Annotated in this window: 12 protein-coding genes and 1 tRNA gene; 8 read left to right on the forward strand and 5 right to left on the reverse strand. The window is 49.8% G+C overall.

Features of this window, described 5'->3' with window-relative positions:
* The first annotated feature begins 104 nt into the window (after window positions 1-104).
* A complete protein-coding gene (locus tag CCY01nite_RS16285; protein WP_186831092.1) occupies window positions 105-2,339 on the forward strand; it encodes a patatin-like phospholipase family protein in 2,235 nt (744 codons plus the stop codon).
* On the opposite strand, the gene CCY01nite_RS16290 is transcribed toward CCY01nite_RS16285, so the two are convergent.
* Entirely contained in the window at window positions 2,336-2,935 is a 600-nt protein-coding gene (locus CCY01nite_RS16290) for a MiaE family protein (RefSeq protein WP_186831093.1), read from the reverse strand. The two genes, CCY01nite_RS16285 and CCY01nite_RS16290, sit on opposite strands and share 4 nt — an antisense overlap.
* Window positions 2,936-2,989: 54 nt before the next feature.
* Between CCY01nite_RS16290 and CCY01nite_RS16295 the strand changes: the two genes are divergently transcribed.
* From CCY01nite_RS16295 to CCY01nite_RS16315, 5 genes are all read left to right on the forward strand, one after another.
* Window positions 2,990-4,099, forward strand: a complete 1,110-nt coding sequence (locus tag CCY01nite_RS16295) for an aminotransferase class I/II-fold pyridoxal phosphate-dependent enzyme (RefSeq protein WP_146864017.1) — start codon at window positions 2,990-2,992, stop codon at window positions 4,097-4,099.
* Window positions 4,100-4,202: 103 nt separating this feature from the next.
* A complete protein-coding gene (locus CCY01nite_RS16300; protein ID WP_146864020.1) occupies window positions 4,203-4,670 on the forward strand; it encodes a hypothetical protein in 468 nt (155 codons plus the stop codon).
* Between the two features lie 19 nt (window positions 4,671-4,689).
* Complete coding sequence (locus CCY01nite_RS16305) at window positions 4,690-7,077, forward strand: penicillin acylase family protein (RefSeq protein WP_146864023.1); 2,388 nt, start codon at window positions 4,690-4,692, stop codon at window positions 7,075-7,077.
* A 103-nt stretch (window positions 7,078-7,180) separates the two neighbouring features.
* Window positions 7,181-7,253 (forward strand) — tRNA-Lys (locus tag CCY01nite_RS16310).
* A gap of 88 nt (window positions 7,254-7,341) precedes the next feature.
* On the forward strand, window positions 7,342-8,124 hold the full coding sequence (locus tag CCY01nite_RS16315) for a Fic family protein (protein WP_146864026.1): 783 nt from the start codon (window positions 7,342-7,344) through the stop codon (window positions 8,122-8,124).
* Between the two features lie 103 nt (window positions 8,125-8,227).
* On the opposite strand, the gene CCY01nite_RS16320 is transcribed toward CCY01nite_RS16315, so the two are convergent.
* The 3 genes from CCY01nite_RS16320 to CCY01nite_RS16330 all read right to left on the reverse strand — a co-directional run bounded on the left by CCY01nite_RS16320 (window position 8,228) and on the right by CCY01nite_RS16330 (window position 11,686).
* Window positions 8,228-8,977, reverse strand: a complete 750-nt coding sequence (locus CCY01nite_RS16320; protein ID WP_246129958.1) for a LytR/AlgR family response regulator transcription factor — start codon at window positions 8,975-8,977, stop codon at window positions 8,228-8,230.
* A 1-nt stretch (window position 8,978) separates the two neighbouring features.
* Window positions 8,979-10,568, reverse strand: a complete 1,590-nt coding sequence (locus CCY01nite_RS16325) for a sensor histidine kinase (protein WP_146864030.1) — start codon at window positions 10,566-10,568, stop codon at window positions 8,979-8,981.
* Window positions 10,569-10,744: 176 nt separating this feature from the next.
* On the reverse strand, window positions 10,745-11,686 hold the full coding sequence (locus CCY01nite_RS16330; RefSeq protein ID WP_146864033.1) for an arginase family protein: 942 nt from the start codon (window positions 11,684-11,686) through the stop codon (window positions 10,745-10,747).
* A 49-nt stretch (window positions 11,687-11,735) separates the two neighbouring features.
* Here CCY01nite_RS16330 and CCY01nite_RS16335 point away from each other — a divergent pair, with 49 nt between their 5' ends.
* A complete protein-coding gene (locus CCY01nite_RS16335) occupies window positions 11,736-12,650 on the forward strand; it encodes a glycoside hydrolase family 43 protein (RefSeq protein WP_146864036.1) in 915 nt (304 codons plus the stop codon).
* Window positions 12,651-12,745: 95 nt separating this feature from the next.
* Window positions 12,746-13,801, forward strand: coding sequence for a DUF6340 family protein (locus CCY01nite_RS16340; RefSeq protein ID WP_246129959.1), 1,056 nt, complete (start codon window positions 12,746-12,748; stop codon window positions 13,799-13,801).
* A gap of 46 nt (window positions 13,802-13,847) precedes the next feature.
* On the opposite strand, the gene CCY01nite_RS16345 is transcribed toward CCY01nite_RS16340, so the two are convergent.
* Window positions 13,848-14,882: an MBL fold metallo-hydrolase gene (locus CCY01nite_RS16345; protein WP_246129960.1), complete on the reverse strand. Its 1,035-nt coding sequence runs from the start codon at window positions 14,880-14,882 to the stop codon at window positions 13,848-13,850.
* Window positions 14,883-14,907: the final 25 nt, after the last annotated feature.

The raw sequence follows: 14,907 nt of genomic DNA on the forward strand, positions 1-14,907 counted from the left end.
TTATCCTGAAAAGATAGAAAATTACTTTAATAAATAAAATCACTTTCCTTCAAATGCCGCCGAATGATTAAAACCTTTATCTTTATTACAGGATGGTTAACCGCATGCATCGTATACTTTTCTTATTGTTTCTGACCAGCCTTTATCCTTATACCGTCACTGCACAGCAGGCGCCGGAGCACAGGCCGGGTATCGGTCTGACGCTGAGTGGCGGGGGAGCGAAGGGATTGGCGCACATTGGTATCTTACAAGCGATAGACAGTGCAGGGTTACATATCGATTATGTGACCGGCACCAGCATGGGCAGCATTGTAGGCGCGCTGTACGCGATCGGGTATTCCGGCGATTCGCTGGACATGATCGCGCGGCGGCTCGATTGGAGCACGCTTTTCTCCAACCAGCCCTCCATGGAAGAGATCAGCTATGAAGAAAGAGCGGAGTACAACCGCTATATGATAGAAGTGCCGTTCGAGTACGGTAAGCCCAAGCTCACATCCGGCGTGATCTCCGGCGAGCAGTTGTGGCTGGAGCTGGCGCGGCTGGCGTGGCCGGTGCGCGATGTAAAAGATTTCTCTCAATTCAATATTCCATTTAAATGTATCGCCACCGATGTAGCCACCGGCCAGATCGTGACGCTGGACAAAGGGGAGCTGGTGACCAGCATCCGCGCCAGCATGGCTATCCCATCAGTTTTCACAGCGGTGAAGATTGGCGATAAAAAGCTGGTGGACGGCGGTGTGGTGCGTAATTTTCCGTCGGTCACCGCAAAGGAGATGGGCGCGGATATCATTATCGGATCGAATGTCAGCGGCGGATTAAGAAAGGCCGATGAACTGGTGACGCCCATCGATATTATTTACCAGCTTGGTTTTTATAAAGATGCAGATGATTTTGTGGACGCGCGCAAGCTGGCGGATATCTATATCCAGCACGACATGAAGAATTATTCCGCCGCCAGCTTCGGCAGCGTGGATTCCATTCTTGCGGAAGGCAAGCGGAGAGGCCGGGAGATGTACCCGGTCTTCAAGCACCTGGCCGATTCGCTGAACGCCCTGTACCCGCAGCCTCCTTTTGTAAAGAACCGCCTGCCCGCCGTGCCGGACGTGGAGATCACGAACATCACCATCAAAGGGCTCGTGCATTCCGATGAGCGGTTCTTCCGCGGCCGCCTCAACCTGGAGCCCGGCGGCTGCTACACGCCCGAAAAGATCCGCGAAGCCGTGCTGAACGTATACGGCACCCGTTTCTATAAAGAGATCACCTATCACCTTAACCCGCTCGGCTATGGCCGGAGCGAGCTGGAGATCGACGTGGAGGAAAACCCGCTCACCTATGTGAAGCTGGCCCTGCATTACAACACTTTCACGAACGTAAGCGCCATCGTCAATCTTACGCAGCGCAATTTCATTGTGCCGAACTCCCGCGCCTCCGTAACCGCTGCTATCAGCGAGAACCCGCGGCTGCGCGGTGAATATTTCAAATATCTCGGCCGCAAGCGGAACGTAGGCTTCGGCATCAACGCCTATTACGCCAACAACCCCCTGGTCGTATATGAAGAATTCCGTAAAAGCCAGGAGTACCGCAGCAAATACGCCTCCATCGGCGCGAACCTGCAATTCATGCTGAACCGCATCATGGCCGTGGGCGCGGGTACCCGCTGGGAATACATGCGGTTCAAGCCGGACATTTCACCGAACATCGAGCTGGAAGGAAATACCAAGCAGATGAACACTTTTGTGTATTACGGCCTGAACACGCTGAACCGCAAGCAATATCCTACGAAAGGCGCGCTGATAGACCTGGAAGGAGGGATCGTATATCAGCAGAACCCTGACTTCCGGCTGCGGTTAAGCGGGGAGGAGCTGCCGCTGGACAGCCTGGGATTGGAGTTCGGGAATTACCAGCGTATGCTGCTGAAGATGAATTACTACGTGCCGGTCGGCCGCCGCGGAGCCATTAACCTGGGCGGTTATGCGGGTATCAACTTTAACTACGACCAGGCGCTGGTGAACGATTTTATTATTGGCGGCATTACCGATTTTACCCGCAACCAGATACCATTTGTGGGACTGTATGAAGGAGAAGTGAGTACGCCCAGTGTTACTTCGGTGCAGCTGGGCTTTCAGTATGAAGCGTTGAAGAATGTGTTCCTGATCCCGCGGGCATCGGTGGCCCTGTACAACTTTAACGGGCTTGCGGAAACGAAGTACAACTATCTCAGCGGCTACGGCATGACGCTGGGCTACAGCACCCGCCTCGGGCCGCTGGAAGGTTCCGTGATGTATTCAGACCAGGCGGGCATCCTCAAAGCGTATGTGAACCTGGGTTTTCATTTCTAGTGCATCCTGTCGCCCCGCACTTTCAGCGTGGCGATCATCTCCGCTTCAAACGCCAGCCATTCCTGCCAGCGGTGGCGCACTTTTTCTTCCGGGAGATATTCATTGGCAAGGTCTATGAAAAGGCGGTAATGACCGGCCTCTGAAACCATGAATTTGCGGTAGAACTCGCGCAGGTAGTCATCTTCCAGTCCTTCGCTCAATAGCCGGAACCGCTCGCAGCTGCGGGCTTCAATCAGCGCGAAGATCAGCAGCCGGTCCAGCAGCACGTCCGCCGGATGCCCGCCTTTCATCTGGAAGCTCATCAGGTTATTCACATATTCATCTTTCCGTTGCTTGCCCAGCGCGAACCCGCGTTTCTTCATTTCCGCGAGCACCTGCCGGAAGTGGCCCCATTCTTCGGTCACGATGGGCGCCAGCTCTTCCACCAGCCTTGATCTGTCCGGGTAACGCTGTATCAGCGAGATGCAGGAGGTGGCGGCTTTCTGTTCACAGAAGGCGTGATCGGTTAATACTTCTTCCAGCGAAATGGCCGCCAGGTTCACCCAGCGCGGGTCTGAAGGGAGCTTGAGGCCGAGGATGGAAACTTTACTGCTCATACATATCTCTGCTTGAAGGCACGAAGTTACAGAGAAGATACTTAGTTTTGAAGCATGAATGGGGAAGACTTCCTGTTGAATGCACTGAACAAACGCCGGGAGCAGCATGCTTTCCGGCAGTTGCGCCTGCCGGGCCGGATGGCCGATTTCTGTTCCAACGACTACCTGGGCCTCGCGCGCAGCGAGCGTGTGCAGGAAGCTGCGCTCACCATCAGCCGCCAGCTGGCGCAGGTGCATGGCAGCGGGGGATCGAGGCTGCTGGCGGGAAATTACGCGCTGGTGGAAGAGGCGGAACAAATACTGGCCGCCTTTCATGCTGCGCCCGCGGGGCTGATCTACAATTCCGGCTACGACGCCAACCTCGGCCTTTTCTCCTGCGTGCCGCAGAAAGGGGATACCATCATTTACGATCAGCTGATCCACGCTTCCATCCGCGACGGCATCCGTTTGTCTCCCGCGCAGGCTTTTTCTTTCCTGCACAATGACCCGGACGATCTCCGGAAAAAGCTCAACAACGCCGCGGGGCGTATATTCGTGGCCGTGGAATCCGTTTATTCGATGGATGGCGACATGGCGCCGCTGGAAGCGATTGCGCGGTTGTGCGAAGAGCGGGAAGCCTTGCTGATCGTGGACGAGGCGCATGCCACCGGCGTAGTGGGGGCGAAGGGAGAAGGGCTCGTGCAGGCGTTACAGTTAACGGGTAAATGTTTTGCGCGCGTACACACCTTCGGCAAGGCCGTGGGCTGCCACGGCGCGATCATACTGGGTTCCGGCGCCTTACGGGATTATCTCATCAATTTTTCCCGTTCTTTTATCTATACCACCGCTTTGCCGCCGCATGCCGTGGCCGTGATCATGGCCAGCTACGATATTTTCCCTGAAATGCATGCCGAAAGAGCGCACCTGGCGCGGCTGATCGGGCAATTCCGGGCCGGGATCGCGCCGGAGCGGCGCCTGGACAGCGAAACGCCCATCCAGGTGGTGATGACGCCGGGGAACGAGCAGGCACGGGAAATGGCCTCAAAATTGCAGGAGAAAGGGCTGGATGTGAGGCCCATCCTGCATCCTACGGTGCCGAGGGGGCAGGAACGCCTGCGGGTGGTATTGCACAGCTTTAATGCGGAAACGGATGTAGAACGATTACTACAAACGGTAAATATTTAAAATGATAATATAACATATTGAGGGATTGTTGTATATTAAGATTGAAATACACCGAAACCGAGTAACCAAACCTAATGAAATAACCATGGTATTACAGCCATTAATGAAAAAAGTCCTGGAGGAGCTGGACTTTGTGAACTGGTACAAAGCGCTGTCTGCATCGCATCAACCTGTGCAAAGGTTTGCAGATTATGATGCGGACGAGGCCCGGGAGATGATCGCCGAGTTTGGCTATCCTGGTACCACCTATATCCCCGCGGCGCTTTTCTACATCGTGGTGGATGCGGATGATGAGGACCTGGATGCCGGCCTGAACCTTTCCCTGAAAGACGGTCAGCTTGAAATGGTGCTGAACCTTGCGATCGGCGGCAAGCACCGCTTTTCCGGTTCTTTTTCGCTGGTCTGCGAGAAGCTGGGGCATAAGGAGGCCATTGAAAAGCCGGCCTTTGCAAACTACAAGGAGCTGTACGCCCTGCTGAAAATAGTATTCGCAAAGTTCGAGCAGATCAAGGAGCGGATGATGGGCCTCTCTTCAAAAAATACCACCATGCTTTCTTTCGTGAAAGAGTAGGAAGTCTTAACTTCCCGTCATGAGATTCATACCCCTGATCCTTACGATTGCCCTCGTAGCGGCGTTGCATACCCGTTGGGCAAACAAACCCGCCTTCGGCATGCTTTTCAGCCCCCAACATGGATTCTGGCAACATGCGGAACCGGTGGGCCTCCACGACGACCAACACCTGAATTTTCCCACGCTAAAAGGCCGCTCGGAAGTATGGCTGGACGAGCGGATGGTACCGCATATTTTCGCGGAGCAGGAAAGCGATGCTTATTTCATACAGGGTTACCTGCATGCGCGCGACAGGCTCTGGCAGATGGAACTGCAAACGATGGCCGCCGCCGGCCGGCTCTGCGAGATCCTCGGTCCCGGTATGCTGGACTACGACCGCCGCCAGCGCAGGATCGGCATGGTGTACGCCGCGGAGCAAACCGTAAAGGAAATGGAAAAGGACACCGCCACCAACATGCAGGCGGACGCTTATACCGCCGGCATCAACGCTTATATCCGTTCCCTGCGCCCCCGCGATTATCCCCTCGAATACAAGCTGCTCGGCTATGGCCCCGAGCCATGGAACAAGCTCAAAACAGCGCTGCTGCTGAAATACATGAGCTACGACCTCGCCTATAACAATAACGATCTTGAATATACGAACGCCCGCCATCTGTTCAGCAAAGCGGACTTCGACCGTATGTACCCGGATTTCACCGATTCCCTCGACCCGATCATCCCCCAAGGCACTGCATTCCCTCCGCCCGCCGCGCCCGCCATACCGCCGCCGGACAGCCTGCTGGCGGCCGCTTATCATTTCGCGCCTGATCATCCCGATCCGGACAATGGCAGCAACAACTGGGCGGTAGCCGGCAGCAAAACGCGCTCCGGCGCCCCCATCATCTGTAACGACCCGCATCTCGGCCTGAGCCTGCCTTCGCTGTGGTATGAAATGCAGATACACACGCCCAACATGAACGTGTACGGCGTGTCCCTGCCCGGCGCGCCCGGCATCATCATCGGCTTCAACGATCACATGGGATGGGCCGTTACCAACGGCAGCGAAGATGTGCTGGACTACTACAGCATGCAGTTCCGCAACGGCAAGGAAGAATACCTGTTCAACGGCGCTTACCGCAAGGCGGACCTGCGGCTGGAGAAAATAAAGATCAGGGGAGGGAAGACCTTTGTGGATACGGTGGCATACACCGTCTGGGGCCCGGTGATGTACGACGACAGCTACAAAGGCCCCGGCTTTCTGTCCGTCCGCTGGAAAGCGCACGACGCCTCCAACGAGCTGCTCACCTTCAACCGCCTGAACCACGCCCGCAATTATGAGGATTACCTCGAAGCGATCGCCACGTATACCTGTCCCGCCCAGAACTTCATCTACGCCGGAAAGGACGGCAATATCGGCATCTGGCATAACGGCCAGTACCCGAAACGCTGGAAAGACCAGGGCAAGTTCGTGATGCCCGGCGCTGACAGCACTTTCGCGTGGCAGGGATACATCCCCTTCGAAGAAAATCCGCATATCTACAATCCCGCTGAAGGCTTCGTCAGCTCCGCTAACCAGCATCCGACAGACAGCACTTACCCGTATCACATGATCGGCGAATACGATCTTTTCCGCGGCAAACGCATCAACCAGCAACTGCGCGGCATGCACGGCATTACGCCGGAAGACATGATGAAACTGCAGAACGACAATACGAACCTCTTTGCCGTTACAGCCATTCCGCTGATCATGGACCATCTGGACCCGGTGAACTTCAAAACGGACGCGCAGCGCAAATGCATGCAGTGGCTGTTCGCCTGGGACGGCGAAGCGAACCCCGACAGCGAAGCCGCCACCGTATTCAACATGCTGTGGGAAGAGCTGGAAAACCAGGTATGGACCGACGATCTCGTGCGCGACAGCCTCGCGTTGAAAATACCACAATCCAAAACCATGCTGCTTTGGCTGCTCCGCGACACCGCCATGCATTTTGTAGACAACATCCACACCCCGGAAAAAGAAACGCTCTCGCAGCTCGTACAGCGCTCTTTCGACAGCGTGGCGCAGCGCATCTCCCATATGGGCAATAACGTGGCGCTGGGCACGGCCCGCGGCACGGACATCCGCCACCTGACGCGCAGCATCCCCGCATTCAGCCGCATGGGCCTGCCAACCGGCGGCGGCCAGCATATCGTGAATGCCACAAAGAAAACACACGGCCCGTCCTGGCGCATGGTAGTGGAGCTGGGTACTGAAACAAAGGCCTACGGCATTTACCCCGGCGGCCAAAGCGGTAATCCGGGAAGCGCGTTTTATGATAATATGGTAGACGATTGGGTGGACGGAAAATATTATTCACTGAATATATATGACCAGCAATCCCAACCGGCGCATCTGCGCGGGAAGATATTTTTTGAGCCGGGAGAGTAGAGTGGGAGAGGGTTTCAGCGGATGATGAAATTTTGTTTGTTGAATTATTTGGGGAAAATAATTTAATACATATCTTTGCACTCCCATTGAAAAAGAAGGGGATGATCCTGTAGCTCAGTTGGTAGAGCAATACACTTTTAATGTATGGGTCCTGGGTTCGAGTCCCAGCGGGATCACAACGAAACAAAAAAGCTTCACGTCTTTGTGAAGCTTTTTTGTTAGATATAATATGTCCGATTTGCGGGCATCTGCTTATATTTAGGAATGGATCTGCAGATTATACCCACAAACCTGTTAATAGCGTTTAAGGAAGAAATAGACGAAAACGCTTTGTCTGCTGCCTTCGAAGCATTGGTGGATGCAGAACTGTCTACCGATGGTTTCAGCTTTTACACCTCCGTAGCTTCCGTCTATTCCAGTAAAATTGAAGGAGCCGGAATCGAACTCGATTCTTACGTCAAACACAAATTATTTGGCATTAAATTCCAGCCCGATTATACGCGAAAGATCGACGATCTGTACGCCACTTATCAGTATGCCAAAGACGCCCCCTTCGATCGCACTACATTGGTAGAAGCACACAAACTGTTGACCCGGCATATTCTTCCTGCATCTTCGCAGGGAAAGTTCCGTAACCAGAATATGTACGTAACTACAACTGATGGCCGCATCGATTATGTGGCAGCATCGCCATTTGCAGTAACAAATGAGATGGAGAAGTTGTATGCAGATATTACCACATTAACAGCAGCTGATCTTTCCATTGGCGAGGTTTTCTTTTTTGCCAGTATGATACATCTCGTGTTCGTTAAGATCCATCCCTGGGCGGATGGCAATGGCCGTAGTGCGAGATTATTGGAGAAGTGGTTCCTGGCGGTTAAGTTAGGCGAAAAGGCGTGGTTTGTGCAGTCTGAAAAGTATTATTACGAGCATCACCAGGAATATTATAGGAATATACGGGCGTTGGGATTGGAATATGAGGAGTTGGATTATGAAAAAGCGGGAGGGTTTGTGAGGATGTTAGTGAGGTCGGTGAATGGAGGGTGATTTACTTTGGAAATGAGCAAAAAAAAGCATTCTCACAGTATTTGGTACTTCAATATCAAAAAATGAAGAAATTCAGGCCCCTATTAACCGAATCTGAATTAAATTAGAGCAGCTGCAAGGCTTGTTTTACAGTGTCTCTGTTGGGCTTGGAAATGGGTATTTTTTCACCAGAAATTAAGAGTAGAATACCGCCGTCTTCTTTTAACCAGCTTTTCACGTATTTTGGATTTACCAAGTGGCTTTGGTGAGTTCTTAAAAATCCGTTGGGATGTAGTAAATCTGCATATTCTTTAAGCGATTTAGAAACCAATATTTTTTCACCACTCGAAAGGAAGAAGTGAGTATAAGTATTGTCTGCTTCACAACGTACGATTTCTGACAAAATAACATACCTTATTTCGCCTTGCATCTGTAGGGCAATCTTGCGAACGTTTGTTTCCGGCTTTTTTAGTTGTTGCAGTAAAAAGTCGAGCTGCGAAGTTTGTATTTGTGTTGCCAGTTTATACCCGGCTTTATTTACCGAATTGATCAATTCTTCAATATCGATAGGTTTTAAAAGATAATCTAAGGCGGCAAATTTTACAGCTTGTATTCCATATTGGTCGTAAGCGGTAACAAAAACAACTTCGAAATTACGAGATGGCAGCAGTTTTAGTACATCAAAACCTGTTTTGTCGCCCATTTGAATATCCAGAAATACTAAATCAGGCAGATACTTTTCAATAGCATCAACCGCATCACTTACATTTTGCGCTGTGGCGATTACAGTTACCTGCGGACAGTGCTTTTCCAGCAAAGCCCGTAAGTTTTCCAGGTTGGAAATTTCGTCATCTATTAAAACTGCTCTCATCATATTATAGCCAATCCGTTAATGTTAAACATATTTTAGTGCCGTTGGCGGTTGATTGTATAGCTAAGGTAAAGCGATTTCCTTTATGAATTTTATTTAATAGCGCTATTCTACTGTCACTTAATTGAAGACCTAAACCATTGTACTTTTTTTCCGTGTCAAATCCATTTCCATTATCGGAAACAGTTAAGACCAAATTATTTGCCTGCTTAATAAATTCAATGATAATTTTTCCAGCGGCAGCTTTTTGCGATATGCCGTGCTTTACCGCGTTTTCTACAAATGGCTGTAGTAGCATACTTGGTATTTCTACGTTATCCAGGTTTTTGGAGTAGTTGATTTCGTACTTAAAACCAAACCGCAATTGCTCCATTTGCAGGTAATCGTCTAATAAATTTTTTTCTTGTGACAAACTGATCAGTTCTTTATCATCAAGTACGTTACGGGTTAACCGGGCGAATTTAGAAAGGTATTTATTGGCATTATCTATTTCGTTTTTGTTCATTAAATTTTGAATGCCGGAGAGTGCATTAAATAGAAAATGAGGGTTTAATTGGGAACGGATCGAATTTAGTTGGAGCCTGGCGGTGTTTTTTTGCTGCTCTTGTTCCGTCAGCTTTTTTTTGTTTCTTTTTTTGGTGAAGTAAAGGATAACAAGGAAGACTAATCCAATAGAAAATGCTACGATAAGTGCATATTTCAAAAGTTCATTTTTGGTATAGTTCTCCTGCTCTAAAGTGATAGAAAGCGTATGTCTGGTTATGTATTTTTCTATATCTTTTGGCGGCGAAGTATTCCATTTAATCAATGGCTGAATAATAATTTCATAATTCCCCGATTTTTTGAAAACGGCTTTGTCAATCTTTACGTAAGGTAAAAACTTATGCTCTTCAACGTAACCACCATATAACCAACTGGTCGATTCGAAAATTATTTTATTTGTTTGCTTGTCTTTTATGGAGATGTAGTAGAGATAATCAATTTCTGATCTGTCTTTAACAATGGTTAGCTCGTCGTCTTTTTTGGTGAAAATAATGTTTCCTCTTTCTTTTGGCTCTGTTAAATGGATGTAGCCAACGCCTTTGTCAGTTGCGAAACGTTTTGCAAAAGCCTTGATTTCCGCTCTTGGAATAGGCTTCCCGTAAAAAACAGATTTCTCAATATCAAGAGGGTTTTCGATGCTGTAGATTATTGTTGTAATAGTTTTGCCTTTTATAGGGAAAATACCAAGTGTTGTAGAGCGGAATACTTCGTCTGGCCTGTCAACATCCTTTAGCAGCTCTTCGTTGATCGGTTTATTTACTACTATTGGTTTATTATCAGCTAAAATTGTGTATCGATAGTGTTGTACACTATCTTTCTTTCTAAAGTAAATTTGGATACTTACATTGTTGACCTCCGGTAAATAACTAAAGGAGGTATTGGGTTGATTGGGAAATTTATTGTCATAATAGACATTTTTTGCTGAACTATCAACAGTCATGAGTAATTTTCCTCCAGCTGGGTACGTGTGGGAAAAGTTGATGCCTTTTTGTGCATTTACCGTAGGTAGTGCGACAATAAAGCTGAGAAATGTAAAGATGATCTTTTTCATGGTTTTAGTTTAATTTTCATCAAACTTGTCGCAATAATAGCAAACTTAAAACCATAAAACAGTAAAGGCAGTGTTTGAAATAGTAAATGTGGTGTTTTGTGCAGTATTTGAATACACCAAAATAGATTTTCATACGTCAATTGGCCAGCCACTTTACAGTATCACAAGTGCTTTCTTCAACTGGAGCGAAAGGCCCGAACAATGGTATTGCTTATATTTTGGGCGATCTGCCCGGTAGTATCAAAGCGGGGATTGAAGATAGTAACATCAAAACCTATGATCCTGCCCGTGCGTAGAAGCTGGCTGATAAAATATTCCGACTGTTCAAAATCAAGGCCGCCGGGCAGGTGATATTCTACTGCGGGGTTCAGTTCATCAGCCAGTACGTCGGTGTCAAAATGCATCCAGTAGCCATCCAGGCCGGGATCAAGGTCTGCTATTGCAGCAGCTGTAACTTGTTCTATTCCCTCCCTGTCTATGTTTTCCAGGTCATAACGGATGATATTGGTTTCGCGGATATCCTGCGAGCCGTATTTTTTTGTTTCCTCCCAGTCCCGCTGACCGATATGGATCACGTGGTCATCCTGCACATAGGGTTTTGCATTGTTGATATTGGTAAGTATATCCGGTCCCCGGCCGGTAACGATCGCCAGGTCCATATCCGCCACTTCGCCGGTCACGGATTTTTCGGGTTCGTAGAAGTCGGCATGCGCGTCGATAAAGATCAGCCCATATTTACCACGGGCTTTGAGACCTGACATGATACCCAGCAGGATGCTGCAATCGCCGCCCAATACCAGCGGGAAGCGGTCTTTATCCAGCAGTAGATTGACGGCTTTTCCCAGTTCTATAGAGAAATCGCGCAGCGGCACCGGGTTGAGGCAGTGGGTATCGGGGTCTCTTTTATCACTGTACAGCGCGTTGAGGGTAGCCAGGTGCTGCACCGGGTGTTCGGGCTGCAGCTGCCGGCCGAGGCCGGCTTTGAGCAGGGCAGCTGCCAGGTACTGCACACCATTCGTGCGGAGCCCCAATATAGAGGGCGCCGCCAGGATCTGTATGTGGAGACCTTGTGTACGCATATACGGAATACCGCGCACAAAATCTATTCCAGATCGCAAAGGCGCGGTTTTTGTGAAATTGCAATTTTTCACATTTCAATCCTGTAACATGACTCCCCATATTAACCTGAATCCAGCAAACCCCATCATCAAACACAAGTTCACTGCAGATCCTACTGCTGTCCTCTTTGAGGACATCGTCTACTTATATACAGGGCACGATCAGGCGCCGATTGGCATGACTGACTATGTCATGGAGGAATGGCTTTGCTTTTCCTCCACTGATTTGAAACGCTGGACGGAGCATGCTGTTCCTTTAACGGCAAAAGACTTTCAATGGTCCTCCGGCGGTGCATATGCAACAAAGATGGTCCACCATGCAGGAAAATTCTATTGGTATGTTGCTGTGAAAGACGCAGTGATGGGAGGGACATCGATCGGTGTAGCTGTTTCTACACGACCTGCAGATGGCTTTATCGATGCCAGGGGCACCGCTCTCATTACTATGGATATGTTGCCGGACAGCAACACTAATGAAAAAGCCAATCTGGACCCTTCAGTTCTCATTGATGATGATGGCGCGGCATATATCTTCTGGGGAAATAAGCAATGCTATTATGCCAGGCTTGCCCACGACCTGGTTAGCCTGGATGGAGAAATACAAGCTGTTGATCTTCCCGGTTTTGAGGAAGGCTCGCACCTTCACAAGCGAAATGGCTGGTATTATTTGTCATACGGATATGGAATGCCGGAGAAGGTGGCCTATGCTATGAGCCGGAGTATCCATGGCCCGTGGATGTTTAAAGGGATCTTAAATGAAATCGCCGGTAATTGCCAGACCAATCGCCCATGTATGCTGGACTTTAAGGGAAGAAGCTATTTCTTTTATCACAATGGGGCGTTGGTGAATGGCGACAGCTACCATCGCTCGGTATGCATTGAGCGGTTGTATTACAACGATGATGATACAATGAAACGTGTAATAATGATCTCCGAAGGCATTCAGGGCTCACCTGAAGGATGACCGCAATTTTACAGCGAAGTAATAGTTGTATATGAAATTTATTATATGTAACTTAGGGCGAGCACTAATTAAACGAGGGACAATTACTATATCCTATGCCTACAAGAACATGCCTGAAAAACCTGCTTTTCATTACGCTGGCAGCGGTCACCTGCAGTTCCTGCAAATCTACCGAGCTGGTTTACATTAATGTGTTGAACCCGGCGCCTGTGACCATACCGGCCTATATTAAAAGTCCCGGTGTCCTGAACAGGACCTCCGTCACCTCACAGCATAAGGCAGTAGATGTGGTTGACAAGATATTCAGCCTGGAAGGGGTGCAGCTTGACAAGGAAGGGGCAGAAAGCAGCGTGAGCGGGCTTACCGGCGAATTGCTGAAGAACGACCGGTTCAGCGATGTAAAAGCGCTGGGCGGGCTGGATCTGACCACCAATGCGCCGGGGCTTTTCTCTGCGCCGCTCTCCTGGGAAACTGTGGACGAAATATGCCGGGAACATCATGTGGACGCCCTCTTCTCGCTGGAGCTTTTTGACACCGATTCGAAGATCAGCTATGCCACTATACCGGTTGCTTTGAAAACACCGCTGGGCAATGTACCGGGCATAGAGCACCAGGCCAGCATGCTTACCAGCGTGAAAACAGGCTGGCGGATCTATGATCCCGCCAGCAGGAATATCCTGGATGAATTTCCGCTTGTCAGGGACCTTACTTTCTCCGGCAGGGGTATCAACCCGGTAGCCGCCGCCGGCGCACTGATCAACCGCAAAGAGGCGGTAAAGGAAGTGAGCGAACAAGCGGGGCAACATTATGCCATGCGAATTATTCCCTACCGGACAAGGGTAACCAGGGATTACTATGTGAAAGGCACTGACAATTTCAGAACAGCCCGGCGTAAAGCGCAAACCGGCAACTGGGACGGCGCCGCCGAGCTATGGAAGAAAGAGACCACGAACCCCAGCAGCACCGTGGCCGGCAGGGCATGCTACAATATGGCCATCATCTGTGAGATTAACGGGGAGCTGGACCTGGCGATCAAATGGTCGCAGAAAGCTTACGAGGAATATAACAACCGTCTTGCGCTGAAGTATATCCGGTTGCTGAAGAACAGGCAGGCGGGCAACGAATTGCTGAAGCAGCAGCAGGCGGAATAATGTTTTATTGGTGATGCTATTTCGGTAAATCAATCATAACCGCTTTTTAATTCACATCCTTCCACCATTCCCTGAACACCTGCCCGTCATCGCGCAGGTCCACCACCTGGCCGATCATCGGTGTCGCCAGCGGGATGTCTGCAATGGTCTTTATTCTTCGTAACGGTTCATCCCAGGCATGATTTCCCAATGTAAACTTGGAAGAGTGTACAGGCAGCAGCCGCTTCGCCTTCAGGTCTTTTGCAGCCTGTAATACTTCTTCCGGCTGCATATGAATATATTTCCAGGCCAGGTCGTACTGCCCGTTTTCAAGAATGGCCAGGTCTACAGGACCGAATTTCTCCCCGATCTCCGCGAAATGGGTATCATAACCGCTGTCGCCTCCTATATAGATCTTCATACCGGGCGTTTCCAGTACGTAGGACTGCCACAGCGTATTATTCCTGGAAAAGCTTCTGCCGGAGAAGTGACGGGCGGGCGCCGTGTGTACTATGAAGCCGTCTTCCAGCTCCACGTCCTGCCACCAGTCTTTTTCAACGATCATTTCCGGTGTGTAGCCCCACCTTTCCAGGTGCGCGCCTACGCCCAGTCCACAGATCACTTTACCTACTTTTCCTTTCAACGCCAGCATGGTCTTGTAATCGAGATGATCATAGTGGTCGTGCGAGATAAACAGGTAATCAATGGCCGGGAAATCATCTGCTGTATAAATGTCCGCTCCCCTGAATGCTTTTGTACCTCCCGGCAGCGGCGATGCGCTGCCTGAAAGCACAGGATCTACCAGTATATGCTTTCCACCTGTCTGTATAAAGTAGGATGAATGGCCAAACCATACCAGCACATCCTTGTCAGGCGGCAGGGCCAGCAGATCGGTCTTCACAGAAGGCAGGGAATCTACCGGCCGTAAACGCAATTTCTTTTTGAATATAAAGTCATATAAAACGCCTCTCATGCTATATCCCTCTGAAAGTTGCGGGGTCATGTGGACGTTCTGGAACTTCCCGTCCTTATAATGAGGGGATTGGCTCATCAATTCTAATCTCTTCCCGGAAGGTTTTTTCCCGAATTGCGGATGTCTCATATATATTAACGCTGTGATTGTCAGT

Origin of the sequence: Chitinophaga cymbidii (assembly GCF_007992715.1) — a bacterium.
GTDB lineage: Bacteria > Bacteroidota > Bacteroidia > Chitinophagales > Chitinophagaceae > Chitinophaga > Chitinophaga cymbidii.

Excerpts from the sequence above, each read along its gene's own strand:
- CCY01nite_RS16290 (WP_186831093.1), bottom strand. The coding sequence starts at position 2,935 with ATGAGCAGTAAAGTTTCCATCCTCGGCCTCAAGCTCCCTTCAGACCCG.
- CCY01nite_RS16285 (WP_186831092.1), top strand. The coding sequence starts at position 105 with ATGCATCGTATACTTTTCTTATTGTTTCTGACCAGCCTTTATCCTTAT.
- CCY01nite_RS16305 (WP_146864023.1), top strand. The coding sequence starts at position 4,690 with ATGAGATTCATACCCCTGATCCTTACGATTGCCCTCGTAGCGGCGTTG.
- CCY01nite_RS16325 (WP_146864030.1), bottom strand. The coding sequence starts at position 10,568 with ATGAAAAAGATCATCTTTACATTTCTCAGCTTTATTGTCGCACTACCT.
- CCY01nite_RS16300 (WP_146864020.1), top strand. The coding sequence starts at position 4,203 with ATGAAAAAAGTCCTGGAGGAGCTGGACTTTGTGAACTGGTACAAAGCG.
- CCY01nite_RS16345 (WP_246129960.1), bottom strand. The coding sequence starts at position 14,882 with ATGAGACATCCGCAATTCGGGAAAAAACCTTCCGGGAAGAGATTAGAA.
- CCY01nite_RS16295 (WP_146864017.1), top strand. The coding sequence starts at position 2,990 with ATGAATGGGGAAGACTTCCTGTTGAATGCACTGAACAAACGCCGGGAG.
- CCY01nite_RS16315 (WP_146864026.1), top strand. The coding sequence starts at position 7,342 with ATGGATCTGCAGATTATACCCACAAACCTGTTAATAGCGTTTAAGGAA.
- CCY01nite_RS16320 (WP_246129958.1), bottom strand. The coding sequence starts at position 8,977 with ATGATGAGAGCAGTTTTAATAGATGACGAAATTTCCAACCTGGAAAAC.
- CCY01nite_RS16340 (WP_246129959.1), top strand. The coding sequence starts at position 12,746 with ATGCCTACAAGAACATGCCTGAAAAACCTGCTTTTCATTACGCTGGCA.
- CCY01nite_RS16335 (WP_146864036.1), top strand. The coding sequence starts at position 11,736 with ATGACTCCCCATATTAACCTGAATCCAGCAAACCCCATCATCAAACAC.